Here is a 26,468-nt window from a genome sequence, read left to right as displayed (position 1 = left end):
GACCAAGCCCCGGGGGATGTCGATTCGACTCGTGGCACCGTGTCCCCTGGTCCCGGCGGGCACGCGGGGAGGGCAACCTCCGCAGGGAACTCACCGCTCCGCGCCTCGCATTCCTCGGCGGGTGACGAGGGGCACAAGGTTCCTGTTATGAGTCGCGTGTGTGAGACGCCGCGGACATCGGATCAGCCCGGGCCGCCGCTCGCGCATACTCCCGGCGATGCCGGCGGCTTTGTGGGCTCCTACGGCGAAGCGGGGACGTCTCTCGCCCTGATTCCCCCGAGTGCGATCCCGACCGACTTCACCGCACGACGTGAGCGGCGCATCCCCGGAGAGCGCGACTGTGTTGATCATTCCTGGATGACTTTCTGGGCCCCCTCAAGCTGTTCTCGCCTGCCCGCACCGTGCCCGGGTGCGGGACATGCGACGATAACGAGAAGTGTCAAAGGGCGAAATGGGGAACCGATGACAACACTCAGCGACGAGAGCCAGAACACCGGGGCCATCGGTGACCTCCAGGCTGGTATCGCGGACGCGTTGGGTCCGAGTACAGCGAGGGGCTGGGTCCCCACACCGTGGTACTTGACCTCTGCGTCTGATCTTCCCAGCAATGTCATCGACCGCCCTCACCTGCGCGCTCGGGTCGACGAGTCCTTGGATATCGCGAACGTGATTCTCATCGTCGCGCCACCCGGGTTCGGCAAGTCGGTACTCCTCACCTCCTGGGCTGCGCGCGCGACGTCCACCGTCGCTTGGTTGACCCTGGAGCCCACCCCGCACGATGATCCGGTCGCCGTGCTGATGGGGATTGTCGCCGCGCTGGAGCGCGCCCTGCACCCGGGCCGAGCCAGCATCCTCACAACACGACGGACAACGTCCCCTCACACGACCGACATCACAGGATTGATGACCACAGTCGCCGAACTGCTGACATCCGCACCGTCGCCCGTCACGATGGTCATTGACGATGCCCAGCATGCGCCCTCCGCGGTCGGGAGCGTTATCAGCGCGCTCACTCGTGTCAGCGCCTCACGCCTTCGCGTGATCTGCGCGGGCACAGCAGGGTTCGAAACCGGATTCTCACGACTGATGATGGCGCACCCCGGCATCCTCATGGATGCGCGGGAGCTGGCCATGACGGTTCCGGAGATCATCGCGACAGCTCACCTACGCAACCCCGATCACACTATCGACGCAGATGCGGCAACGGCGGTGGTGAGGGAGACGGGCGGGTGGCCGGCCGCCGTCGCCCTTCGACTCCTTCCAGGGGACACACCATCTGCCCGCATCCACCCCCCAGAACGACTCCCCGACTATATCCGCGAGGTGGTTCTCCCCAGCTTGCGGCCGCCCCTGCGCCAATTCGTGCTGGACGCGACGACCAGCCTCACGCTCGGACCGGGCCTGGCGGCCGCGCTCACCGACGATCCCTCGTCCTCGCGTCTGCTCGACGAATGTGCAGCCAACGGCATCTTCCTCGACCGTTTCGTCGACGACTCCGGCGCCATCATGTACCGCTGGCACGACTTGTTCGCTCGTGCGTGCCGCACTCTCGTTCGCCGCACAGACCCCGCTCACGCTCAAAGGCTGCACGCCCGAGCCGCCCGCTATCTTCTGCACCGACACGCTGCCGAGGCGCTCACGCACGCCTCCTTCACCGAGGATGCGACACTCATCCGCGAGATGATCTGCGCGAGCTGGCTGCAGCTCCTCGTCGAGCAAGATGCCCGGACGCTGCACGAGGTCTGCGTCTCCGCCCCCGATACGCTGCAGGAGGACCCCACCATCACCCTCATCCGCGCGACCTGCATCCGCCTTCTCGGAGACGGCGACAACGCCAGGCTGGTCGCCGCGCGGGCGTTCGCGCATCAGGATGAGTCCGCACAGTGGAGCCGTACGCAGCCGTTCGCTCAGATCCTCCTCGCCGACGGGGAAGACTCCCTCCTCGCCGCGGTGACTGCCGCCCTGCACGCCCTCACCGTCGGCGACAGCACCAGCACGCTGCACCCCTACCAGGTGTTCATCGCCGGGTGGGGCATGATGCGCACGCGCCAACGGCCCCAGGAGGCGATCCGGTTGCTGCGTGCCGCTGTGGACGAGGCGACCCGGACTCGCCGCACCGTCCTTGCCAACCGGGCCCAGTCGAACCTGTTGTTCGCGTTGGTGTACGGCGGGCATCTCACGGCCGGGCACGCCCTGATCACCGGCACCCCGTTGAGTCAGGAGACGGTTGACGACTGGTATCGATACGACGGGGGCATCGGGATGTTCGCGCACGCGTTCCTCGCGTACTGGCGCGCAGACCGTCCACTTGCCGACCGGCTCCTCACCGAGCTCTCCGCAGGCACGTCCGGGGAACAGTCCTATCCAGCACTGGCACGCCTGTATCTCGTACTGATCATCAGCGCCGGTCACCACCCGGCAGCGATCCGGACGGCGAATGCTCTTCTGACAGGAATATCCTCGGAGAACCGTCACGGCGTGCCCTGGGCGACGTATCGGGCGCTCGCACAGGCGGCGCTGCACGCGGGACTGCACGCGCATGCGGACGCGGTCGCCATCGTCCAGCAGTTCCGGGAACAACGCAACGTTCCCCTGGTACGGGCGTTCGGAGCGGACATCGCCCGCCAGGCGGGACGGGGCGACCTCGCCATGGAGCTGCTCAGCGGCCTCACCGCCACCGAACGCCGAGTCAGTTACGTCGCCGCATCGGCCGAAACCACCGCAGCACTCGTCGCCTGGGCCGACGGCGATGCCGCTCGCGCTCGCCTCCGCCTGCGCCGGGCTATCGCCGCCGCAGCCCCGGAAGGCATCCTCTGGCCGTTCCTGTCCGCGGGCGAGGAGATCCGTCCGCTCCTTGACGATGCAGCCAGCTCTTCCACCCCGCACACCGACTTCATCGCTCACCTCCTTACCCGACTGCTGAACACCTCGAGCCGAATCGTCGGCGAGCCGCTGTCCCCCCGGGAACAAGAGGTCTACGGGTACCTGGGGACGACGATGACAGCCGAGGAGATCGCGGCCGCGCTGTTCGTCTCCACCAACACCGTGCGCTCCCACCAGCGGTCCATCTACCGCAAACTCGGAGTGACTAGTCGCCGAGATGCCGTACGTTTGCGGCTCTGAACCACCACACGCACGGGGTCTGCGCCGCCAGCGTGCGGAGCCCGGGGACGCCACCAACGACACAGGCGCACGACGCCCTTGACCGCCCCGTCAGGCAGCATTCTCGTCATCCCTTGTCGCACGCCGGGACGACGTGGGCAGGATACGCCCGCCCGTCGTCGCGGTGACAGCGTGCAGCGTTCGCGGACGAGCGCGGCGGTCACATTCCGTGGTGGCTGAGAATGTAGTCGCCGACGGACTGTCGATTAGGAAGATCGAGCTTGCGCATGATGCGGTGCATGTGGCTCTCCACCGTGCGCACACTCAGCACCAGCTGAGAGGCGATGGCGGGGTTCGACATCCCCTCGGCAACCAGGCGGGCGATCTCGACCTCACGATCCGTGAGTTTCACCGTTGTCGCCGCGAACCGGTCTGCATCGACGCTGCGCAGCGGCAGCGACTCCAGGTACTCGCTGGCGCGAGCGTCGGCGTCCCGGGCACGAGAGTCATCTCCCGCCGCCCGGTACACGTGCGCCGCTCGACGTAGCGCGGCCAACGCCATCCCCATCCGTCCTGTCGCCACCAGCCCGGGTACGGCAGCTTCCAGCGCCGGACCGTCCTGTGCCGCGGCGGCCACCACAAGGGAGTAGTGGGCGGAGAGCAGAGGACTATCCATGTCGGTCATCCGGGCGCGCAACGCATCCAACCAGTCCTCCTGTGGCGCCACTTCACACGCGTTCAACATGCTCAGGATTCCGGACATGCGCCCACCCCGAGCCCACAGGCGCTCCCCCGTTTCCCAGAGGACGGCGGCAGCGTTGAGTGCGTCCCCGTCAGATGCGAGAAGCTGCGCGTGTGACCACGATTCGGACTGGCCCGGCAGAAGACCGTTTTCTCCAGGCAGGGACGTCAGCTCAGTGCGGTAGCGTTCACCCAAAGCGACGTTGCCGCGCCGGATAGCCACGACCGCGGCCATCGTCAGCAGCATGCGGTGATACCCCGCCGAGACGCGCGGGAACGGCCCCGCCGCGACGAGGGTCGCCACGAGATCCTCGACGGCTGCGTTGTCCCCTGACATGATCATGCATACCGCGCCGACTGCGCCGTGTGCGCGCGCAGTGTCCACATCCAACAGCCCGAACGATTCGTCCACGCCCCGCATCGACCACGTCAATGCGTCCCCGAGACGCCCCACCCCCAGCAACGCCAGCCCATTCAGTGCCCGTGTGCTGCCAGGCATGTAGACGGCCGCACGCTCGTCGGCCTCGTACTGCGCGAACACGCGGGACGCATCCACGAAGCGACCGAGGGTGGTGAGAACGAGGATCTGCGCGTCCCACAACGCGGCCCGCACCGGTTCCGAGGTGAGGTCATCCACCTCCAGTCGTGTGGCGAAATCCTCGGGCACGCTTCGGTGCTCGCATTCGATGGTCACCGCCGCCGCAGCAAACATCCCCGCAAGAGCGTCCCCTGCCGCGCGAGCATCGTCCAAATCGCGCAAGGCACTGTCCACGTCCCCGACGCTGGCGGTCCACCGGGCTCGAAGTATCGCAAGGCGCGCCTGGCCGAGCGGGTCCCCTGCAGGTTCTCCGGGCCGGTTCAAGACCGCGGTGATCATCGAATCCGGAGCTCCCGCGTTCATCAGCGCCGTCACGTACTCGTAGGCCGTGTGCGGTTCTGGACGCGCTTCCCATTCCGCGCGCGTCACCACCTGTCGGGTGCGGGTGCGTTCATGGACGAGTCGCACCAGCGCAGCATCTTTGTCGGGGGCGAACGCACCGGAGCTGACCCCGGGCACTGGCGTACGCTCACCGTCCATACCCAATCGTTCACCGATCAGTGCTTGCAATCGCATCCGGCGCGCAGCGAGTGGTTCGTTGCGGAAGAACTCCACCAGCAAGGGCGGCACCACTGTGACGAGGTGCCGGTTCCCGGACGTGACCACTTGGATCATCGCCCGCTGTTCCAGAAGCTCCAACGTCGGCCATGCGACGAGCTTGCGAACGGTGTCAATGTCGGCGTCGCCCACCAGGGCGATCACCTCCAGAGCGTCCAAAGCATCATCATCCAGGTTCTCGATGTGCGCTTCAACCACCCCTCGGAGCCCCGCACTCCACAGGTCCCGCGTCGCCGTCCACGCCCCGTCAGACTTGCGAATACGTCCGTCACGGATCGCGGCAGCGACCACGCTGGTCGCAAGCCCCACGATCCCTCCTGACTTTGCATAGATCCGCCGCATGGTACTGATCTCCACCGGTGCCTCGAACACTGTCTCCACTGCGGATTCGAGCTCATCGAAACGCAACGGGGTGATGTCGATGACGAAAGCAGGCTCCAGTGTCGACGCGTCAAGACCGGAGGGTGTGTGGCGGGCGTGCCTCCCCTGCAGTCGGGAGATGATCACCGGGACGCCTAGAGACCGCCGGGTTCCCTCAACAATCCCCCACGACGCTTCATCGAGGTCGTCCCAGTCGTCTATGACGATCACGGCGCGTTTGTCGCGTACGAGCGTTTCCAGCGCTTCGGCGGTGCTCTGAATCGTCAACGGGCGTGAGTCGTTCGCCCGCACCACGCCCGCCAGTTGCATCGCGGCGAGGGGATGCTGCCGCAACGAAGCCACCCCCCGTAGCCGCACAATCACCCAGCCGGCGTTCTGCAGTCGTAGACAGACCGCTTCCAGAAACGTGGTGCGTCCGCTGCCGCGGCTGCCGACGACATCCAAACTGCCCCCGTCCTGGATGACATTCATCGCGATGGCAAGGTCGCGTTCTCTGCCCACCACCATGGTCGACCTCTTCCGCACAGGGATCCTTTCCGGAACGGTACCGCTGATCTGCGCGCGCGACTAGAAGCAACGCACCGCGATCGCACGAACTCTCAGCGTGGCCACTCCGAAGTCTGAGCCAAGAACGAAAGCAGGTTTGTGCGTAGGAATGCGAACAGGTGCAGTGGAGAAGGCAGACTTCTTGCGTGTCCATGATCGTGCCGCAGCGAATGAGGCGGCCGCTGAGCGCGGATGCATCGACAACAAATCCGGCACACTGAACAGCATCCTGTCTCGCTCGCAAGAGCGAGGCAATAACCCTTCACCTCGGCGTTCGGTTACCTAGACCACGCGCATGACCCGCGTAAATCACCGTCTTCGGCCTCCCGACAGCGACCGTCCCCAGCACAGTGGTATCGGACGCCGACCCCCATCTGGCGTCTCCCCCGGTGAGTCGACATTCTTGTCGGCATTCACTGGAAGCGGTGGAATCCCCATGTCCACCGCTTCCCAGGCGCTGCCTCGGCTCCCCCCGCGGCAGCGCCTTCTCCGTACATCGACGCTGCCCCCGTCAGATTGGACGCTGTATGACTCCCCTCACCCCTTATTCCGACGTTCGCACACTACCCACCGACCTCACCCTGACGGCGACCGTCCCCCAGGTCGTGTGCCCGCGTTGCTTCCTCCTCGTCCGCAACAACGGCACCTGCGGGACCATCGGCTGCGAATGAGCCACACCAGAGCATTCACCCTCGCTCGAACCGCCATCCGTTTGGACGAAACAGAGCGTGCGAACTTCCACGCGGTCTTTCCCGATGAGTGTGGTCCGCTGCAGTGGGCGGCTCTTCACCGCGAACCCTGGCGGTGCGGGGACTGCCGAGCAACGCAACAGGACACGACTCTGGCGTGGGCTGCGGTGCTGCCCCGCCCCCTCCAGACCGTCTCCGTCCGCGTCGCCGCCCTCGAGTGGTGCCACACCCTCCCCCGCAGAAACCGAGGAGAAGCACTCGACCTCGTCACCCTCACGCTTACCGGCGTTCTTGTCGCCAACGGAGGGGCGGTGCGGTGGAACACGCAGACACACCAACTGGAGCACGCTCGCGGGCACGTCCGCGCACTCCCGCCCACCTACACACCCGTGCTGCGGGCGATGCTGCCTCACTGAACGACGGGACGGTGACGGCGCAGCACCACCGCGAGATCACCTCACGAAGGCGTCGGATGACCGCTCAGCGATGTGGCCAGACGGGGCGAGCGAGAACCGCCTCCATGCGCGCGATCAGCTGCACACTCGGCCAGGTACGCCCCGCAAGGACACCGAGCAGCGTCGAGTGATTGAGGTCCACCTGATCGGCGAACGCTCGCAGCCCATGGCTGTCGATGGCAGACCGCAGCTCAAGGGCAACACGGCGCGCGACCTCGCCCGCGGGATCGTCCGTCGCCACGTCCGGCCATCCCGAGACAAGCTCTGCAGGGCTCAGACGCGGGACACCGACCATGCCGCCCATGCTACGTCGGAAGCCTCTGGTTATGTTCTTCGCTGCCGCCGCGCCCCGGTCACATGGGGCTACCTCACGGGGACGCCCGACGGTTCGTCCGAATGACCGCCGCGGAGGACACCGAAGACGCGGGCCTGGCGCGCCCTGGACATGTGACGCGCGCATCGGGGATCATCTGGACATGACACGTCAGACATGGCGAATCCTGGGGTGGGTATCTGCAGCCCTTGCCACCACCGGCGGAGCACTGTTCCTCTTCGGCGCATACCGGCAGACCGCGCTCACCTCGGTGGGATTCCTGCTCGTTCTCATTGGTGTCACGGGCATGCTGAGCCTGCTGATTGCCGCCATGCGGCGCACACACCCGCCAAAAGAGTCGACCGCTCTCACGGACCAAGCACCTCACGACCACCTTCCGAACGAACAATGCCCCGACGCGGAGAGCTCGATTCCCCGCCAATAAGGCCCCCTTCTGCGAATGAAGGCGGCACGCCGCTCGAAGCCGGGTTTCGTGCTCGCAACAACACCGACCTCGCCGCCCCCCCTTCGCACTCGGCGACGACTCGAACCGGCACGGTGAGATGCGCCAGGTGCGCGACGCTCATGAAGCGTAACCTCCCCCGCCCGAGTACCGAACCCTCCGCGGAAGAACACGTGAAAACCTCCGTGCACTACGCCGTCACACCGCACAGACTACGGAGATCCACTCCGACAGCACTGCGATCCCCTCCAACCCGCACCCCTACCCGGGTGTCCGAGGAGACGATGGAGATTCCAGTCAGGTCCACGAGGGAGGCATGTCGATGATCGGGGATCCTCACGCGCTGGCCAGCACGGTGGCCGGCATGACGTTGGGGATTACCGTGAGCGCGAGCGTCCTGTTCTGGATCGTGCTCGCTTGCCGCCCGCTCACCCGCTCCCTGAATGCTCTCGGGGAGCGTCGTCGCCGCACCCGGAGTCCCCGGACGGCGGCACAGGACCGCTAACCTGGAGGTGAGAGGCACCCGTCCGGCCCGATGTGGTGCCTCTCGTCAGGTCCCTCAGAATGGATGACGATGCCGACCTGGAGCCACGCGGTCAGCGCGGTACCTGTGGAGGGATCTCATCCATTGCGCATGAGATCCCTCCGATCTCCTCGGTGATGTCCGACTCCGCGGCGTAGCGTCGCGTCCTGCGGTGCGTGAGGCTGCGCTCCGCCGAAAGGACGAGGCCATGAACGTGTACCCCAAACAGGCGGTAGCGCGTGGGGAGCGTCATCGCGGCCCCGCCCCGCTGTCGATTCTGGCGCCCTTCGCTCTTCTCCTCGCCGTCCTCGCAACAATTCTCACCGGCCCCGCACCGCACGCACAGGCCGAAGCGAATGTGCCCGGCGTGCCCATCAACAACACAAACGTCTTCTATGCGTACGCCACGACGGGGGAGACGATCGACGTGGCGTTCACCAAGGTCAGCAACATCGGTACCGCCGGGGCCACGCAACGCTTCCAGGCATTCGATCCCACCGGGGCGCTCGCCTGGACCTGCACCGTCCCCGGCAGCGACGCCCCCGGCACGGTCTGCGCGCAGACCTTCACCGCCACAACACCTGGGGCGTGGAAGATCACATCCACCCGTATCACCGCCCTCCAGGCCAGCTTCACGTGGGCCATCACCGCCAACAACGCCGGTACCCCGCAGCCGGGACGGGTCTGGACCAACCAGTACACAGTCGTGCAAAACGACACCATCCTTCGCGACCTGCAGTACTACCTCATCAACGACGCCGGCTACCGATACACCATTACCCTTCGCGGTTACAACGGCGCCGGGTCCGTGATCCGCGCCAACAGCCTCGGCAACGTCACCGCTGACTGTGTCCCCCTGTACGCGTCCGTCGAAGGCTCCTCCGCCACCTGTGGGACAAACTATCGGCTGTTCTTCGACACCCCGGCCGCCGACCTGCCCCCGACAGCCCCCTCCGCCGACGGCACCCTCACTGTCGCCCCCACCCTTCTCACCGAAGACGACCTCACCGTCACTGACATGGCCTTCCAACCGGCCGGTCCCACCGCCACAGCCGGATCGTTCACCTACTCGATCACTGACCGGTTCCAGGGCGGCTACAAACTACAGATCGACGCGGACGGGGACGGGTCTTTCGACGAGGCCGTGGACCGGACCATCCAGCTCGGCGCGGACGGCACAGGAACCTACAGCTACGACTTCGACGGACTCGACGGCCAAGGCACCCCCATCTCCGACTGCACCACCATCAACGCCCGCATCCTCTTCGACGCTGCCGGCGAAGTCCACCTACTCCAGCAGGATGTGGAGGGCCGCTCCGGAGGCATCCAACTCACCCGCACGAACGGGACCGGGGCCCCGGACTCCGTCATCCGCTGGAACGACACGAACCTCACCACTGCGGGACGTGTGAACGTCACCCCCGAGCTCGACGGACGCGCCGGTGTCGACAGCACCGGAGGGATCCACGGCTGGCCCTACGCGGTGAACAGCTGGGGAGATTCCCGCACCATCGACGACTGGGCTGAAACTTCCCTGTTCTACCCCACCGGTGCCATCGCCCTCCCCGGCCAATGCCTGACGATCACGAAAACCTCGGACACACCCGACGCGCGCGTCGGCGACGCCCTCACCTACACCGTCACCGCCACCAACGACGGAGACACCGCCTACACCACAGGCACCCCCGCCACGGTCACCGACGACCTGACCCAGGCCCTCACCAACGCCACCTACAACGACGACGTCACCGCAGACCGCGCCGGCACCCTCACCACCACCGACGGGAAGGTCACGTGGGCAGGTGCGCTCGACCCCGGGGACACCGTCACCCTCACGTACACGATTACCGTGACCGGCGCGGGTGACGGTCGGCTCCGCAACGTCGCCTACGCGGGCACCCCCGACCAGCCCACACCAGCCTGCAACCAGGACGACGGACCCCGTGACCCCGCCACGGGCATTCCCTGCGCCGTCACTGAAACGCTGCTGCCCCGCCTCATCCTCAGCAAGAGCGCGAACGTCGACACGGTCAACACGCCCGGGGAGACCATCACCTACACCGTGACCGCCACAAACATCGGCCCCGGGAGCTTCACCGACGACGCGCCCGCCCAGATCACCGACGACCTCACCGACGTTGTTGACGACGCCACCTTCGACGGCACGGTCTCCGCTTCCACCGGACCGGACCCCACCTACGACGCACCGACCCTCACCTGGGCGGGCGCGTTGAACCCGGGAGACACCGTCACCCTCACCTACACCGCCACGTTCGCCGGCGGCGGCGATTACACGCTCAGCAACGCCGCCTGCATTCCCGTCGGCGACGCCGCTCCCGGGGTAGCGGCGTGTGCGACGAGCACCGTCACTTCCCCGCACATCATCGAGTGGAAGACGTCCACTCCTGCCTCCGGGACGACCGTCACCCCCGGCCAACAACTTACATACACGCTGCACCTCGAGAACACCGGAAGTGCTCCCGGCGATGTGGACACCACGGACGACCTCACCCACGCGATCGATGATGCGGTCCTCGTCGCCGATCCTGTCTCCTCCACCGGTGACATCCAGATCGGCCCATTCGATGACGCCAACCGGGCGCGAATCACCGGGACGCTTGAGCCCGGTCATACAGCCACAATCACGTACACGCTGCGTGTCCGCAACGCCGACGACCTCGGTGACCGCACGCTGTCCAACTTCCTCGTCGCTCCGGAAGACCCCGCTCCCACCAGCCCCCGCTGTGAGGACACGTCTCCACAACCGCTGTGCACCACCCACACGGTCACCCTCAACGGTGGAGGCCTCGCCATCACCGGAGGACCGATCATCGGCGGCATCCTCGCCGCGGCGCTGATCGCCTGCGGCGTCATCCTCGCTGTCGTCGTGCGACGCCGCGACCAGCGAACAGTCGCGCGCACGACCGAGGGCACCGTCACAGCCTGACCCGAGCGCGAAACCGCGCAGCTGCCCACCCCTGGGCTCGTGTGGAGAACAGGGGGCGGGCAACTGAGTCAGAGAGCGTTGTGCGTGTCGTCGACGAACTCGATGACCATCTTCTCCGTCGGCGCCGTATCGCCTTCGTCCTCGAGAGGCTCGTCACCGAGAGGCTCGAGGATCGCGTCCTCAGACGCCCCCACCGGGGTCTGCTCGTCGCTGAAGATGCCGTCGGGGCGGATCAGCTCGCGCACCTCGGCCATGAAGCTGGCGAGCTGCTGCTGCTGCCACCGCAGCTGACGGGCGTGGTCCTCGGCGTCGCGGAGCACCGTCGAGGTGTGGCTCGTGACCGAGTCGACGATCTTCTGCGACTTCACCCGAGCGCGGTCGAGCGTGTCGCGTGCGCGCACCTGAGCATCCGCCTCGATGGTCTGCGCCTGCGAGCGCATCAGGCGCTCGTAGTCGTCGGCCTTGCCGGAGATGCGCTGCGCGTGCTCGAGCGACGCCGCGACCTGCTCGTTGGCGTCGGTGGTGATGCGCTCGGCGTGGGCGACGGCCTGGTTGTGCAACACGAGGAACTCCTGCTGCGCGTCGTCCTGGCGACGGGTGAGCGTCTCTTCGAACTCGAGCACTCGGGCGTTCATCTCGCGCACCTCGCGCTCGGCGTCCGCGCGCAGCTGCGTGGTCTCCCGTGTGACGAGGGAGCGCAGCGCCGCAGCGCCCTTCTCGGCCTCGGTGCGGATGGCCGTGGCCTCCTGCGTCGCCTGGTGCACCTTCTCAGCGGCGTGCGCGGCTTCGCGTTCGAGCGTCGCCTCATGCGCGGTGTACTCGGTGTCGATCTTGAGGCGCACCTGGTCGGCGTCGTGCTGAGCCTGGGCGATGATGCGGGCGACATCGGCATCCGCCTCGGCGCGCTGCGTCGTGACCTCTTCGCGAGCGGCGGCCATCAGCCGGTCGGCCTGCACCGCCGCGTTCTGGATCAGGACGTTCGCCTGCTCCTCGGCGACGCGGAGGATGGCCTCGAACTGCTCGCGCGAGGGGGCGTCCTGGCCGTCGGCGCGGGGAGTGTCGACGAGCTCGTTCGTGAGCGTGGCGACCTGCTGCTCGGCCTCAGCGGCCTTCGCCCTCGCGGCGGCAAGTTCCGCCTCGAGCTCCTCGCGAGACGTTCGGTCCGCATCCTTCACCGCCTCGACGGCATCCTCATGACGCGCCTCAGCGTCGGCGAGGTCCGCTTTCGCCTGCTGCAACTGATTTCGCAGGGCCGACATCGCGGCATCCACCTCCGCTTTGTCGTAGCCGCGGAACGACGCCGTGAAGCCGCCGCTCGTCTCGCGCGGTGCGTCGTCGATGAGGTCCTCGAAGAAATCAGATGCGTCAGTCATGGCGTGCCTTCCTGGGTGAATGAGAGGGTGTCGAAAAGCGGCACGTAGTCACGCCGGAGAAGGAGCGAGAGCAAGGAACCTCATCTGGTCCTCCCCGTAAAAACAGGTCTGCACTAGCAGTTCACCGTCAATGCCGGCCAACGTGTCCACGGGAGCACCCTTCGGGGTGCGACGCTCATCGACGACCTCGTAGACGGTGTCCGAGCCTGCAACCTGCACCCTGGTGCCCAGTTGCCACCCGAGGATGATGTCTCCGCCGCAGTTATTGTGCGCGGCGTACAACGGGGGAACAGCGGCGTCACGGTATGTGATCATCTCCGTGAACTCACCGGTGCACGCGTCCAGTTCCCGCGTGCCGCCCTCAGCGCCGAGTGTGATCCGCGGCAGCTGGTCGGGGGCGATGAGTTCCTGCGCTGCGGTCTGCAGAGCGACTTTCGCCGTCCCGAGCACACGCTCGGTCTCCGTCGGCAGCATCCAGGTGCACGCGAGCAAACCGATGCCCGCAGCAACGACAACGACACACCCGATCGCGCGCGCGACGGAGGAGCGACTTCTGCTCGACATGAGGTCCCCGGATTCGTGGTGAGTGACGCGCGGCCCCCGCCACACGGATCGAGCAGTGGCGAATACCTCGTCCCGCTCTCATGTTCCAGTGTGCGCCGCAGATCCTTGTTGTCGGCAGCCGTCACGACCGGTGCGGTACTCTCGGTCCCCGCGTTAAGTGCCGTGTGGCTTCCCGTGCGTGCAGACCGGAGCACCGTTCGGTATGCACCACTGTCCGAAACCTGGAGATCCCCAAATCGACAGCCCCGCTGACGACCTCTGATGCCGCGCGACCAAGAGGACGCGTACATCAGCTCCGAAACCTCACCGGCTTACGCCTCGACCGAGTTCGAAGGATCTGCGAACTGACGGCTCGTCGGTCTGATAGATCTCTGCCCGCTCGGCGTCGTCAACCAACCTTTCGAGCGCTCGATCCCAGCGGGATTCATGATCTAGACGTCCGCGTGCTGCGATCTCGGTAGGCGCAAAGGCCGCGAAAGCACGAAAGAACACCCAGCTGGAAGCCAGCAAGCGGGCCGATACGCGGGCACCGATCATCTGTGGTCCGGTGGTGAGGGTGCGACCGGTGTGCGGACGGACGGTGAGGGTCCCGCTGTCCACCTGTGGGCAGGACGAGCCCGAAGGACTGAGCTCGTGCTGTCCCCAGGTGGGCAGGGGGTCGACCGGCTCGACTGTCGGGGGCTGCGGGGGAGCCCGAGGGGATCGCCCCTCGGCCGCCATGCGGGGGCGCGTGGTGGTTTCGATCGCGACGCGCACGTCCGTCGGGCACCACTGTCGAGGTGGCCGCGTGTACTGCACCTCTCGCGGATCCGTACTGCACCACTCGGGAAATGATGCGGCGCGGGGGGCGTCACCTCAACAATGGGTCGTGCGGCGTGCTCTACCCGCCGGACGTGGATCGTGCGGAGATCGATGGTGCCGAGTATGGAGACCGTATGGATTCGATAACGCTGTATCCGCGATGCGCGCGAGCGGTTCGCGACCTGGTGCTCAGCGACACACGCGGGTTCGGGTTGACGGATCTGCTCCTCGAAGAGGAGTGGCATCGCGTGATCGAGCTGCGACTGGGCGCCACCGTGATTGCCGCGATCGCGTCCGGTGCCGCCGCCGGGCTACGTCACCAGGCTATCCGCTCTCTCGACCCCCGAGCCGCAGACCCCACCTCACCCGGAATGACAGCGTCGGAGGAGGACTACATCCTCGCCCGGGCCTGGCTCATGACTGCTCTGCGCGGCCACACCGACGACGAGCTGATTCAGAACGTGCGAGGGAAGCTTCGTGATCGACACTGGACCACGCGTCCCGAGCGCATCACGACCCTGAGCCTCGCCCTCCTCTCCATCGCCATTCACACACGTCTTGATCACGTCAGGATGGTCGACGACCCGTTCGCCATCCCGTCACGAGGCCGCCGGCGGTAACCTTCCCCGTACTCCCCCGGGCCTGCCTTGCCCGTGGCCCGTGTCGCTAGACGACCGCGGCGCCACCTCCTCCTACGACGACGCCTCCGGCCCGCCCGCCGAGGTGGGTGACGGCTTCGACCTCCTCGACGGCGCCGTCGACCACCCGGCGCGACCGCTCTCACGGTCGTGAAAACACGGCACCACTGACGCAGGACGCCGCCCATGACGGAACGCGTGGAAGGGAGTCACGCAACGACCGGGATCTTCGTACTGCAATCCGCTCCGTCCGCTCGTCAACGGGCCGTATCGGCTGCGAGGGGTGTATCGGACCGGGGAGAGTAGATGGTGCGTGATCACCCCGCTCCCCGGGGCCGCGCGGGTGCCCTGGGGGTCTGGGCACCGCCTCCCTAACAGTCTCCGCCACAGTCGGAGACCTGCCCCCGTGTTCCGGTCGAGACACGGGGGCACCCCTCTTCTCGAATACCGGACCACTGCCCGTCACGGGGATGAGCGAACCAGTCGACCACGGTCACCAGGGCGAAGGAGGGCGCATGGCGATGAACTCGTGGGGTCGCGTGCACCCGGCGGCACTGGAACGGTTCCGTGCGCGGGTAGGGCGCAGCGCCGCCGTTGTCGTGTGGGACGCCGGAATCGATCCGGGCGAGTTCCGCGCCCGCCTCGCCGGCCCCGGGTTCACCCCGGGACAGGTCGCGGCGTTGGCGGCCGCGCTCGAAACCACCCCACGTGAGATCCTCAGCGCCAGCAAGCTGCAGTTCACTGCCGAATCGATCCGCTTGCCCCACATCCTCCCTTGGCGTCACGCATCCTGAGACCCCGCTCACGCACCGCGAGCGCTCCTCGGCTGGTCAGGCAGCGTCCGCGTCCACTCCCTGGTGGGCGAGCCAGGTGCCCCTCGATGGCGTCGATAACGTGCTCGGGACCGTCAGGGATCCGTCCACCGTCGGCGTCGATGACGGTGAGGATGGTCGCCATGTTTTTCGAGGTGAGCTGCAGATGGCGGACACGCCACTCCGAGCGCCCGGTGAGCTTCTTCGCCGCCGGTGTTTGTGGGGCGAGTTCAGACGCCAGGTTAGTCGTAGATGTTGTTCGCGGTGCAAACCGCGAAGTATTCGGCTTCCTGGGTGAATGTGCCGTTGGCGAAGGCTGACGGGGCGTCGATGGCGCACGAAGCTCTTGTGTTCGAATCCGTGCTGACCTCGACGCTGATAGTGATCTCGGCTGCGAGGTCCGCCGGAACGTTGAACTCCACGATCTTGTCGCCCTGGAGATCGCCCTCGCTAGTGAACTCTCGGCCGCCCACTGACCATTCAATTAGGTAGTCTCCGTTACTCTCCGCCGCCAAGCTCACCGATACGGTGTGCTGCGGTGCGGATGCTTGAGCCGCCCACACGCCAGCTCCGATACACAGGAGTACCAGCGTGACGCTCAATCCGAGGGCACTCATAATGACGGCCGTGCGCGATGCCTTGCGAGCGAGAGTGAGGTCATCTCGTCGGATCGCGTTCCGGGCTCGGATGGACTGCATGATTGCCGGAATGCCCAGGGGCCAGCAGGCAATGGCAGCGATGATCGCGAACCACAACCAGTCCTTGGGAATGTCGCCTGAAGTGTTGTGAGCAGAATCCGGGCGCGGTTGAGTATTGGGCGTGGGGATGTTGGTCATCATGCCTCCTAGCTGGCGTTGCTTCTGATCCTCGCGGCATTAGTCGTGTGCTGAAGCGTGTTCGAGTCTCGCTCGGTATAGCGGCGATCCGTATCGGACGCCCCGTTCCGGATGTTGCGTACCGGAGGGGGCGCGCTGATCGGTCGACGGGGGTGACGGGGCTTCCCCGGTACCCCTGCACCAGTATGTTACAGTCACTGCAAGATAATAAAGTGCAGTTACTGCAAGATAAAAGGGATGGTCGCCATGACCTCATTCTCGTCTCCACTGTCCAGCGCCCCTGCGGTACGCCTCTCACAGGTGACGCGCACATATGGGCGAGGAGACCGTGCGTTCACCGCGGTGAACGACATCTCCCTCGACGTCCAGCAGGGGCAGTCGTTGGCCGTTGTTGGGAAGTCCGGTTCCGGCAAGAGCACCCTCATGCATCTGATGGCGTTGCTCGACACCCCCACCACCGGCGAGGTCGATGTGCTGGGGACGCCGTCCGCGCGGCTGCGACCTCGGGAGAAAAACCTCATCCGCAACCGCCCGTTCGGGTTTGTGTTCCAACAGTTCTTCCTCAACGGCAGCCAGTCCGTGTTCGAGAATGTCAGCCTTCCTCTGGTGATCGCTGGCGTGCCTGCACGGCAGCGTCGCGCGAAGGTGATGGCGGCGTTGGAGTCGATGGGCCTGGAGGGCAAGGCCCGCAATGCGGCGTCGGACCTCTCCGGCGGACAGAAGCAGCGTGTGGTCATCGCCCGCGCACTCGTCAACGACCCCGCGGTGATCTTCGCCGATGAACCCACCGGGAACCTCGACTCAGCCACCGGTGCGCACGTCGAGGACCTGTTGTTCGATCTGCAGCGCCGTAGGGGGATCACGCTCGTCATCGTCACCCACGATCCCGATCTCGCCGGACGGTGCGACGAGAGGGTCACCATCGCGGATGGCCGCGTGGCGATGGAAGGAGCGCGGGCCGCATGAAGAACAGTGACCTTCTCCGCATGGCGGTGTACAACTCGTTCCGCAGCAAACTCCGCACCTCCCTCACGATGCTGAGCCTGTTCGTGGGGGCGTTCACGCTGACGTTGACGACCGCGCTCGGTGCCGGCGTCAACGACTACGTCGAACGGCAAGTCGCGACGCTGAGCTCCGGCAACATCCTGCTCGTCAGTGTGGCCACCGACACGTCCGCCGGGGACGGCCCTGCGCAATGGGATCCCGACGGACGAACGACGGCGGCCGCGGGAGCACCACTGGCGGGCCGGACGCTCCTGAACGCCGCCGATATCGACGACATGAAGACCATGGACGGGGTGACCCGCGTCACGCCGGTCACCCAGGTCAGCGTCGACTGGGTGGAACGCGCTTCCGCAGATCACGGCGACAGGTTCGAGGTGACCATCAACCCCACCTCCTCCGTGGGACAGAGCGACCTCCTCGCCGGCGCGCAGCTGGACCAGGCCACGGCGGAGAACGAGATCGTCGTTCCCGAGGAGTACATGGACGCTTTGGGTTTCGCGAACCCGGCGGCCGCTATTGGGGAGACGGTGACCCTCGGCTATGTGGACGCGGAACGCGCCCAGCACACTGTCGACGCCGTGGTGGTGGGTGTGGCACGGGAAAGCCTGTTCGCTGCCGGGGCCGGAGCGAACCCGGCGCTGACAGAGACCATCGCGACCGCCCAAGCTCCCGGCGGACAGGTCGACGGGTGACCTCTCGCTGTGGTGGAACTCTCGACCGCACCAGACATGGATGCGGTGATCGCGGACATCAAAGATGAGTTGAGTGCGCGGGGACTGTCCGGTCAAACGGTGGAGGATCAGCTCGGGGTCGTGCAGGTCGTCATCAACGGGATCATCGGGGTGCTCACCGCATTCGCCGCGATTGCGCTGCTTGCGGCGTCGTTCGGGATCGTGAACACGCTGCTGATGAGTGTGCAGGAGAGAACGCGGGAGATCGGGCTGATGAAGGCGATGGGAATGCCCAAAGCCCGGGTGTTCGGCCTGTTCAGTATTGAGGCGTGCGTTATCGGTGCCGTCGGGGCGGGGATCGGTGCCATTTCGGCTACCGGGGTGGGCTCCGTGATCTCCGCTGCCGCAGCAGATACGCTTCTCACAGGCCTGCCCGGGCTGCAGATCCTGCTGTTCGATCCCGTCCCGGTGGGGATCGTGGTCCTGGTCATCACCGGCATCGCGTTCGTGTCAGGGGTGTTGCCCGCCCGCCGCGCCGCGAGACGGGACCCCATCACATCCCTGCGGTACGAGTAACAGGAAGCAGATCATGTCGACCGAACCCCGACGCCGTCGCCGAGACGCCGTGGAGAAAGCGCAGGCCATCGAGCAGGCGGCCACGGACTTGGTCCTCGCACACGGCTATGACGCGGTCACGGTCGACATGATCTGCGCCCGCGCCGGCGTCAGCCAACGCACCTTCTTCAACCACTTCCCCACCAAAGACATCGCCCTGCTCGGAGATGTGAGCCCGTGGCTGGACGAGGAGGCCGCCGAACGGTTCACCCACTCCACCGGCCCTCTCCTGGACGAAGCCGCCCGTCTGATCCGTTTAGACCCGCGTTTCGCGCGTTCGGATCCCTCCGATATTGCCCGTCGCATCCGGGCGGTCGCATCCAGCCCGACGCTGAGAGCGCGGCAGATATCACGCGTCGATGCCCTGCACCCGCGACTCGAAGAACTGATCCTCGCCCGCCTCACCCACCAGTACCCGAACGAGACCGACCACGCCCGGCGGGACCAGGCCGCATTGATCACCCAGATGGTGTTCGCCGTGATGCGGTTCACCGCACAGCTGTGGGCTGACGCCGCCGCGACCGGACAGATGCCCGCACTCGACCCGGAACGCATTTCCGACCTCGTCGCGCAAGCGCTCACCAAACTCCGCCCCTAACACCGCCGCGCACCGACGGCTCCTGAGTGACGGTGCCGATCTGCGGTGTGACTCGCGCCCGGGCCACGGCACTGGGCGGGGAGCACTACCACCCCCGGGGGTCAGCGCACGGCAGCACCCCGCCCCCACCACTGCATCTCCCGGTCGTCCACGGCCCGCACCCACCGCGACGCGTAGCGTCGGCCGGTGTCGTGTGCACGCACCGAGAACAGCACTGGAGTGCCATGCCCACCCCCTCCCACACCCTCCCCCTGCCCCACGTCAGACCTGACCGGCCGCTCACCTCCGCCATCGTGGCCTTCCTCGTCGTCTACGGTGTCGTCGTCGCCGCATCCGGATGGGTGTCCGACATTCTTCCCCCCACCGCCCGGGACCTGGCCGTCCTCACCGGCGTGGCCGTGACCGCCGCAGCCGGCGTGTGGGTGTTCCGTGACGCGTTCGCGGCCGGGTGGGACCAGACCACCGCCCGGCCCTTGCACACCCTGGGTCTCGTGGCGGCGGGGATTGTCGCGTCCACGGCCGTCGCCGTCGGCACCGTCCTGCTCCTAGCCGTGACCGGGCACACCCCCACCGGGCTGCACACCACCGGCATCGTCCCTGTCCGTGATGGCGCACCCCTGCTCACGATGATCCTCATCGGCATCGTCGGCCCGATAGTGGAAGAACTCGTGTTCCGGGAGACGGCTCTCGCCCGACTCGGGCGACGAATCTCCCCGGTTCTGGCCCTCGTCGCCTCCTCGCTGCTGTTCGGCGCCCTGCATGTTCGTGGCGTCGATGACCTGCCCCTCCTCCTCGACACCGCGACCGCCGGCATGGTACTCGGCGCCTTCTTCCTCCTCGCACGCCGGAACATCGTCGTCCCCCTGACCATCCACGTCCTGTGGAGTGTCGCCAGCATCGTCGTGTGGACGCGCATGGCACCACCGCCCCTCGCCTAACCCCGCCGCCCGCTCCCCCGCCTACCGGTCCCTGCTTGTCTTGTGGCGGTGGTGAGTGATCCCGGGCGGGGAAGGTGACAGAACGCGAGCCCAGAATCGCTGCACGCATCGATGTCGGTGGCCGGTTCAGCGCCAGTCGCTCAATGACGGCGTGAGGTGTGCGCGACCCGGCGCTGAATCGAGAGCCGCTCGCGTATGGTGCGAACATCGACGTCACGACCATCGCCCGGTGGTAGAAGCGCGACAGCGACGAGCCGGCACGATGAGGGCGGACACCTTGCACGCAATCACGGCACTCCTGACCGCGTCCGATGACGACGCTCGCGCCGCCATCGCCACTTTCGGCCGTGCACCTCGCTACCACCGGCGCCGATTCTGCGCTGCCCGAGGCCCGGAGACTGCAGAGGACGCCGTCACGGTACGGATGCGCCCGTCGGTAGGCACTGCACGGGGCGGTGTTGACCACGGCAATGCGACGATCCGGTACCCGGGGATGGCGGAGGTTCGTAGGCTGAGGGTGTGGTCGCGGTCCGTGGGTGGCGGTGACCGCCGTGCGTCCTTCGGGTGGTCGCATGCGAGGGAGGGTCCCGATGCCTGTCGGGACCCTCCCTCACCGGTGTCAGCGGCGCACGCGGCGGCGGGCGACGAGCAGCACACCCAGACCTGCGAGCAGCGCTGTCACTCCCGCGGCCGTGACAGCGACCGGTGACAGCTCCCCGCCGGTGGCGATGACCTTCTGGCCCTTCAGGCTGAGGGTCTCGTTCGGGTCACCGCACTCGCCCCGGTTGACTTCCCGGTCCAGGGCGTCGCGAGTCACCGCGACAAAGTAGAGGACCGAGTCCACATCCGGGTCGAACGTGTGACGTTCACTCTCTACCTTCAGCGGGGTCGTCTCGTCGTAGAATCCGCCCTCGAGCGAAACGGGGCTGCTCGTCCAGGCAAGGGTGTCCGCCGTGCATGCGGTGCGGAGGTCCACACCTGCGCGGGCCGGGACGAGGTGGGCTTCAAACGTCACCTGTCCCCCTTCGGGCACGTACCCGGTGAGGGTAGCCGTGTCCCAGACGTGCACACCGTGCTCGATCCCCGTCGTCGCCCCGGTGTCGCTCATCGCCTGGGTGGTGACGTCGAGAGCGAAAGACGTCTCCTCCGCGACACCGCAGCCGCCTTCCCGGATCAGCTCCCGTTCCTTGCCCACGGCGGGCACGGACCACAGCTTCTCCACCCAGAGATACTTGCCGTTCTCGACGATCTCGTACTCGTGGGACCGGTATTCGCCCGTCTCCGTGACAATGGCGCCGCCGGTGTCAGCGTTGCTGCTGACGAGGTTGTCGGCAGTGCACACCCAGGACAGGTCGCCCGGCGCGTACGACACCGGCGCGCCGTCACCGTCGACACTCGGGGCGTCAACCTCTCCCGTCCCCTCGACCAGGGGGACCCGGTACAGGTCGAAGGTCAGCTCCGCGCCGTTATGCGGGAGGTGGCCGGTGATGACGGCCGTGTCGGAGATGCTTTCCCCGATGCGGGCTCCGGCGGAGGCCTTCGTGACTACCTCGGGCTGCACGATGGTCGAGATCTCCGACGGCACCCCGTAGTCATCGACGATGTCGGTGACGTACTCGGCGTTCGCGCCCTGGTCGTCGCGGAGGATGCTGAACACCCAGACGATGCTGCCCTTGCCCGCGGCCGGGACCTGGACGGCGCCGTCGGGCAGTGTGGTGGGGGTGTTCACCGTTCCATTGCCCGTCAGGGTGCCGGTGCGGGTGCCGAGGTGCACGGCTTCGTCGGGGACCTCGGTGCCGGGAACCCGAACGATGTCGGCGGCGGGGCGGGCGTCATAGTAGGCGTCCCAGCGTCCGACGACGGGAATGTTCTCACCGTCCTGCTGCAGCCAGAGCCCCTCGGCGGTGACCGTCGCGGTGTCCGCGGCCGGGCCACTGAGGAGCACGTCCGGTGAGGTCACTGCGGTGGTCACGGTGAACTGCATCGGGACGATGCTGGATTCCACGGTCTGACCGAAGTGGTCGGTGAACGTGTACCCGTCCGGCAGGTACATGCGGGTCGCGGCGGACTGGTCGTCGTAGGCGATGGTCCACACCCAGGTGTAGTAGCCCGCCGTCTCGACGGTCGCATCACTGGTCGCGGTGTACTCCACCGTCGGGCCATCCACGGGCGTGGTCTTTACCTGTGCGTGCGCGGCGACCGGTGCGTCGTCGGGCACGTCGGCCGACTCCGCCGGCTGCGCAGCGAACGGTCCATAGAGGGTGCCGTCGGCGCGCACGACCCGATACTGGGCATTCCCGGTCTGCGGCCACGCATTGTTCAAGCCCGTCTCCCCGGCGACAGTGTGGAAGCGCAGCATGTCGGTGGCATGCTCGCCCGGCTGCACGTACCCCGCGGCGGTCGTGGTCACAACCGGCTGGAAGGTGACGGTGCGCTCCGTGGGGTCGGCACCGGTGACAGCGAACTGGCTGGTAGCGCGAGGGCCGGGGCCCGCGGTGGTCTGCTGCGAGGCCGTGTGCCAGAGATGCACGCTTCCTGCCCATCCGGATCCACCGAGCGTGAATGACCCTGTCCCGGAGATGCTGTACGGCTTCCCATCCCAGCTCGGCGGGACCCCGGTGATGGCATACGGGACGTTCGCCTGCATCCCGGACAGGGTGGCGGTGCCGGTCGTATCGAACACGCCGTTGGTGAGCGTCACAGTGCCGGTCGCACCGGCAGTGCCCACCATGGTGACCGTGCCGTCGTAGTTGTTGAAGGGGTCGACCTGAAAGGTCAGAGCCCCGGAGCCGTCGACTCCGGTCCCCGCTGTGATCCCGGCGGACGCGTCGATGAGTGCCTCCGCACGCGCGGCAATGGCCGCCGCTTCGGTGGATCCGACTTCGCTGTACAGCACCCAGTTGACGTACCCGGGAAGGTTCCAGGAGCCGTTCCAACTGTGGGAGCGGAACATCGCATTCGGGTTGGCAATGTACTTCACGGCGAAGTTCACCGCGGAGGCCTCCCGATTGTTGGATGTCTGCCCGAAACTGGAGACGAGGTAATTGATCCGTGCGAGGTCATCGGCGCTCAGCGCACGGTCCCCGTACGGGCTTCGCGACACCACAGAGCCCTGGTGGCCGGCGCTGGTGCTGCTTCCCGACGGGTTCGACACGCCGGGTTCGATGCAGTACACGACGGTGCCGTCCGGTGCAACGAACCCTCCCTGCCACCCGACCCGGTCATCCCAGGTGCCGTACCCGGCCCCCTGAGACGCGGCGTGTGCGGGCTGCTTCAGCGTAAACACTGCCGTGAGGGCGAGCATCAGGGTCACGATGATGACGATGGTCTTTTTCGCCGCACTTGAGAGTCGTCGGCGCAAGGGAATATCCACAGATTCCTTCCCGGGTCCCGCCCTGTGCGTGGACCCGTGACACCCCGGCGGGGGCATCACAGCGATACCCTGCGGCACATCGCACCTCAGCCCCGAGGTCGCGACATCCGGCCGCCCGCGCGCGTCGACACCACTGGTTCTCTTGGCGGCGCTGCCCCGATACCGCGCCAGTGAGAGTCGGCGCCTCTGCCCGGCGACGATCGGGATCCGTGCGCGTCATCAAGTGAAAAGGGCCCTTCACTACCCCCAGCACAACATCTTGTACTCTGGCACAGGATGCTTTACCGCTCCGAAGAGGAAAGGAACTTCGATGTCACCTGTCGGGCGGAGGGCTCGTCCCCTTGCTATAGGAGCCCTGGCCGCTCTCGTCGTCGCCATCGCCGTCGCCATTGTTCTCATGTCGACGTCCGGTCGAGATACACCGACGATGGTCGCTGAGCGCACACTGACCGCGCTCGCGGATCGGGACGCGGGCGAGTTGGCTGCGACGATTCGCGGGGACGAGAGCGTCGATGAGGCGCTCGAGCACCTGAATGCGATTCAGATCCCCATCGCCGACATCGAGGTCGAAGACGTCAGTACGTGGGAGACGGAGGATGGCTTCGACCAGGCGCGAGTCACATTCCGTTTCACCGTCGGAGACACCCCGTCGACGGCGAGCTCGTGGTGGTCCGCGAACACGGCGGCGACACGTTCGCGCAGTTCCCGGTCCTGTCCGGAGACCTGCATCTGCCCCGCACCGACGCGGGTCAGGCGACGCTCGTGGGCGCCGACGAGGAGGCGGAGCGTTTTCAGCTCCTTCCCGGCATCTATGGGGTCACTGTCGATGATCCTCTGCCCTTCCCGTTCACGTTCAGCGATGACACCGTGACCGTGACTCCGGGGTCCAGTGCGACTGTCTCTCCAGAGCACGACGAGGACGCCGTACGCGCACTCCTCACCGAGACGGAAGGCAGCGCCGAGGCCGCAGCGACCACCGCCGCCGAAGAATCCGTCAGCAACGGGACACTTCCCACGGACACCGCCACAAGCTTCGGTCGCGCCGGGCGGGGATTCCACCTCGCGTCCCTCACCGAGAAGACGCCCCCTTCCTATGCCGACGGGCTCGTCAGCTACCACTACACGGCAACGTTCGGGGCAGAGCAGTACAACGGCTCTCTCGACCGGGAATGGATACCCGTCGAGGGCACAGCGTCTGTCACCGTCACGATCCCGATCAACGCGGCCGGCGAACCCGAAGAATCACAGGTGGCCATCGATACCCGCGACTTGGTGTGGGGCTCCGCAGGCTAAGCCCAGACCGCGCCGACCAGCTCGTCGACGGTGATACCGAACGCTCGACTGAGTTTGAGCCAGGTGCGCAGGTCACCGTTGTACTTCCCGGACGAGATATTCAGCAGGGTCTGCCGGCTAATCCCTGAGGCTTCAGCAAGCTGCTCGAAGGTGAACCCCGCGGCGTGGCGACGTTCGTTCAGAACAGCACGCAAGCGCGTCAGATCAGGTTCGGGAACAGGCACGTTTCAAGAACACGACATCCGCTCTAGAACTACAGCACAGCATCCTGTACTTTCAGCACAAGATCCTTGACCAAGGAAGGAGTCGTGCCGTGGACGTGGAGGAGTACACCCCCGACCTGCCGACAGAAGACTGGCTGCGGGTGCGGCCCGCCGTGGTCGAGATCGTTCGCGAGGTCACCGACCATCTCCCCTATTCGCTCGCCGCCGTGACGAACGCTGTAGCGCGTCACGTCGATTGGTGCGTGAACGTCTCGGGCTTTCCCCTGTCGAAAGAATCGCTGTTCCGACGCGACGTGATTGCCTACGCGGTAGATCTCATGCCGACCTCCTCCCCATCAACGAGAGGACGGCAACGGGCGATCCTGCTGCGCACCGGCGAGCGCCTCGGCACCGTGGAGGCCCTCCCACCGCTCACCCCTCTGTCCGCCGCACAACCCAGCGCTCCTTACACCGCCGCGGACGTGGAGGACCTGTGCGCGTGGGCCGAGTTCCAGAGCTCCACGGCACGACAAGCCTCCGCTCGCGCCCTCATTGCCCTGGGCCTGGGTGCGGGACTTCCGACACGTGACCTGTGCGGCATCCGCGCACTCGACATCGGTCGAGGCGGCGAGCACGTTCATGTCGGCGGCAGGAACCCCCGCACAGTCCCCGTCACCTCGCCCTGGGCACCTGCCCTCGACCAGATCGCCCAGCACGTCGGCGACCCGTCAGCGACGCTGTTCCGACCAGGAACCCGCTGGCACCCGAACATCGTCACCGTGTTCGTCGAACGCTCCAGCGGCCTCTCGGTGCATCCGACCACGCAACGCATGCGTGTCACGTGGATCGTGGAGCAACTCACCCACGGCACACCCATGCACCTGCTCCTTCACACCGCCGGCGTGAAGTCCATGGACGCTCTCGTCCGCTACGAGAAGTTCCTCCCGCACGTCTAAGAGCCCGGACATGGACCGCTTACCGCGCAGGCATGCCACGCTGCGCGTGTGCGGCCGGTTCCAGGGTCTGCAGCTGCTCACGCAGGTACAATGCGACGATCTGCCGGGCAGGAGCCTCGCGATCCTGCGCCGCAGTGTTCGACCAGCTGACTCCCGCCACACTCGACTGGCATTCGCGCAACACTTGCTCGAGATCCGCGAGGGTCACCCACACCTGACCACCGAGCACGCGCGACAACCGCTCACGCCGCCACCCCAGAGCCTCAGCCAGCGACCCGTGACTCCGCTCTTCCGAGAACAGGAACGCCCGCACCTGGAACGCGGCGTTGTGCTGCAGCCGGGCCGCCGCGCACTCCGCCTCACCCCGAGACGTAACGGTCGAAACCCAATCACTCACCCCAGGCCGACCGAAGGTCGTGGGGTCGATCAACCAGTCCCGCGGTGCATCATTCACCAGTCGATCCTAGAGTCAATGT

21 protein-coding genes are annotated in these 26,468 nt (G+C 66.6%); 13 read left to right on the top strand and 8 right to left on the bottom strand.

What is annotated here, in order from left to right; translation table 11 throughout:
* Positions 1-147 precede the first annotated feature (147 nt).
* Positions 148-3,123 (top strand): LuxR C-terminal-related transcriptional regulator, encoded by a 2,976-nt coding sequence (locus tag ASF63_RS15480; RefSeq protein ID WP_082478238.1) that lies wholly within the window; start codon positions 148-150, stop codon positions 3,121-3,123.
* A gap of 199 nt (positions 3,124-3,322) precedes the next feature.
* Here the strand turns inward: ASF63_RS15480 and ASF63_RS15475 are convergent, their stop codons facing one another.
* Both ASF63_RS15475 and ASF63_RS15465 read right to left on the bottom strand, forming a co-directional pair.
* A complete protein-coding gene (locus tag ASF63_RS15475) occupies positions 3,323-5,887 on the bottom strand; it encodes a helix-turn-helix domain-containing protein (RefSeq protein WP_157534395.1) in 2,565 nt (854 codons plus the stop codon).
* A 1,208-nt stretch (positions 5,888-7,095) separates the two neighbouring features.
* On the bottom strand, positions 7,096-7,365 hold the full coding sequence (locus tag ASF63_RS15465; RefSeq protein ID WP_157534394.1) for a hypothetical protein: 270 nt from the start codon (positions 7,363-7,365) through the stop codon (positions 7,096-7,098).
* 181 nt (positions 7,366-7,546) lie between these two features.
* Between ASF63_RS15465 and ASF63_RS15460 the strand changes: the two genes are divergently transcribed.
* Together ASF63_RS15460 and ASF63_RS15445 are read left to right on the top strand one after the other, a co-directional pair.
* Positions 7,547-7,828, top strand: a complete 282-nt coding sequence (locus ASF63_RS15460) for a hypothetical protein (protein ID WP_056516004.1) — start codon at positions 7,547-7,549, stop codon at positions 7,826-7,828.
* 749 nt (positions 7,829-8,577) lie between these two features.
* A complete protein-coding gene (locus ASF63_RS15445; RefSeq protein WP_082478236.1) occupies positions 8,578-11,316 on the top strand; it encodes a DUF11 domain-containing protein in 2,739 nt (912 codons plus the stop codon).
* A gap of 68 nt (positions 11,317-11,384) precedes the next feature.
* On the opposite strand, the gene ASF63_RS15440 is transcribed toward ASF63_RS15445, so the two are convergent.
* Together ASF63_RS15440 and ASF63_RS15435 are read right to left on the bottom strand one after the other, a co-directional pair.
* Entirely contained in the window at positions 11,385-12,689 is a 1,305-nt protein-coding gene (locus ASF63_RS15440; RefSeq protein ID WP_056515990.1) for a hypothetical protein, read from the bottom strand.
* Between the two features lie 48 nt (positions 12,690-12,737).
* Positions 12,738-13,163, bottom strand: a complete 426-nt coding sequence (locus ASF63_RS15435; RefSeq protein WP_162238899.1) for a hypothetical protein — start codon at positions 13,161-13,163, stop codon at positions 12,738-12,740.
* Positions 13,164-14,188: 1,025 nt separating this feature from the next.
* Between ASF63_RS15435 and ASF63_RS15430 the strand changes: the two genes are divergently transcribed.
* The 3 genes from ASF63_RS15430 (at position 14,189) to ASF63_RS15425 (ending at position 15,486) form a co-directional block, all read left to right on the top strand.
* Positions 14,189-14,674 carry a hypothetical protein gene (locus ASF63_RS15430; RefSeq protein WP_056515984.1) on the top strand — a complete coding sequence of 162 codons (486 nt, stop codon included), beginning with the start codon at positions 14,189-14,191 and terminating at the stop codon, positions 14,672-14,674.
* 40 nt (positions 14,675-14,714) lie between these two features.
* Positions 14,715-14,846 carry a hypothetical protein gene (locus ASF63_RS19560; RefSeq protein WP_268771071.1) on the top strand — a complete coding sequence of 44 codons (132 nt, stop codon included), beginning with the start codon at positions 14,715-14,717 and terminating at the stop codon, positions 14,844-14,846.
* A gap of 361 nt (positions 14,847-15,207) precedes the next feature.
* Positions 15,208-15,486 (top strand): hypothetical protein, encoded by a 279-nt coding sequence (locus ASF63_RS15425; protein WP_056515981.1) that lies wholly within the window; start codon positions 15,208-15,210, stop codon positions 15,484-15,486.
* A gap of 260 nt (positions 15,487-15,746) precedes the next feature.
* Here ASF63_RS15425 and ASF63_RS15420 read toward each other — a convergent pair whose 3' ends face one another.
* Positions 15,747-16,340: a CD225/dispanin family protein gene (locus ASF63_RS15420; RefSeq protein ID WP_162238898.1), complete on the bottom strand. Its 594-nt coding sequence runs from the start codon at positions 16,338-16,340 to the stop codon at positions 15,747-15,749.
* Positions 16,341-16,586: 246 nt separating this feature from the next.
* On the opposite strand from ASF63_RS15420, the gene ASF63_RS15415 reads away from it, so the two are divergent.
* From ASF63_RS15415 to ASF63_RS15400, 5 genes are all read left to right on the top strand, one after another.
* The gene (locus ASF63_RS15415) at positions 16,587-17,306 is read left to right on the top strand and encodes an ABC transporter ATP-binding protein (RefSeq protein ID WP_056516331.1); all 720 of its coding nucleotides are present in this window, start codon (positions 16,587-16,589) and stop codon (positions 17,304-17,306) included.
* Positions 17,303-18,037 (top strand): ABC transporter permease, encoded by a 735-nt coding sequence (locus ASF63_RS19495; protein WP_235560817.1) that lies wholly within the window; start codon positions 17,303-17,305, stop codon positions 18,035-18,037. The genes ASF63_RS15415 and ASF63_RS19495 overlap by 4 nt, the downstream gene beginning before the upstream one ends.
* Positions 18,038-18,046: 9 nt before the next feature.
* Positions 18,047-18,592, top strand: coding sequence for an ABC transporter permease (locus ASF63_RS19490; RefSeq protein WP_235560816.1), 546 nt, complete (start codon positions 18,047-18,049; stop codon positions 18,590-18,592).
* Between the two features lie 49 nt (positions 18,593-18,641).
* Entirely contained in the window at positions 18,642-19,229 is a 588-nt protein-coding gene (locus tag ASF63_RS15405; RefSeq protein ID WP_235560815.1) for a TetR/AcrR family transcriptional regulator, read from the top strand.
* A 224-nt stretch (positions 19,230-19,453) separates the two neighbouring features.
* Positions 19,454-20,167 (top strand): CPBP family intramembrane glutamic endopeptidase, encoded by a 714-nt coding sequence (locus tag ASF63_RS15400; RefSeq protein WP_056515972.1) that lies wholly within the window; start codon positions 19,454-19,456, stop codon positions 20,165-20,167.
* Positions 20,168-20,786: 619 nt separating this feature from the next.
* On the opposite strand, the gene ASF63_RS15395 is transcribed toward ASF63_RS15400, so the two are convergent.
* Positions 20,787-23,540 (bottom strand): hypothetical protein, encoded by a 2,754-nt coding sequence (locus ASF63_RS15395; RefSeq protein WP_157534393.1) that lies wholly within the window; start codon positions 23,538-23,540, stop codon positions 20,787-20,789.
* 663 nt (positions 23,541-24,203) lie between these two features.
* On the opposite strand from ASF63_RS15395, the gene ASF63_RS15390 reads away from it, so the two are divergent.
* A complete protein-coding gene (locus tag ASF63_RS15390) occupies positions 24,204-24,833 on the top strand; it encodes a hypothetical protein (RefSeq protein ID WP_056515967.1) in 630 nt (209 codons plus the stop codon).
* On the opposite strand, the gene ASF63_RS15385 is transcribed toward ASF63_RS15390, so the two are convergent.
* Positions 24,830-25,057 (bottom strand): helix-turn-helix transcriptional regulator, encoded by a 228-nt coding sequence (locus tag ASF63_RS15385; protein ID WP_235560814.1) that lies wholly within the window; start codon positions 25,055-25,057, stop codon positions 24,830-24,832. The two genes, ASF63_RS15390 and ASF63_RS15385, sit on opposite strands and share 4 nt — an antisense overlap.
* A gap of 89 nt (positions 25,058-25,146) precedes the next feature.
* Between ASF63_RS15385 and ASF63_RS15380 the strand changes: the two genes are divergently transcribed.
* Entirely contained in the window at positions 25,147-25,992 is an 846-nt protein-coding gene (locus ASF63_RS15380) for a hypothetical protein (protein ID WP_056515964.1), read from the top strand.
* A 19-nt stretch (positions 25,993-26,011) separates the two neighbouring features.
* On the opposite strand, the gene ASF63_RS15375 is transcribed toward ASF63_RS15380, so the two are convergent.
* On the bottom strand, positions 26,012-26,446 hold the full coding sequence (locus ASF63_RS15375) for a hypothetical protein (protein ID WP_056515961.1): 435 nt from the start codon (positions 26,444-26,446) through the stop codon (positions 26,012-26,014).
* Between the last annotated feature and the right edge of the window lie 22 nt (positions 26,447-26,468).

The sequence above is a fragment of the Microbacterium sp. Leaf320 genome, assembly GCF_001423485.1.
GTDB lineage: Bacteria > Actinomycetota > Actinomycetes > Actinomycetales > Microbacteriaceae > Microbacterium.
The sequence above is the reverse complement of the archived record's forward strand: the minus strand, read 5'-3'. Positions and strand labels throughout refer to the sequence as shown.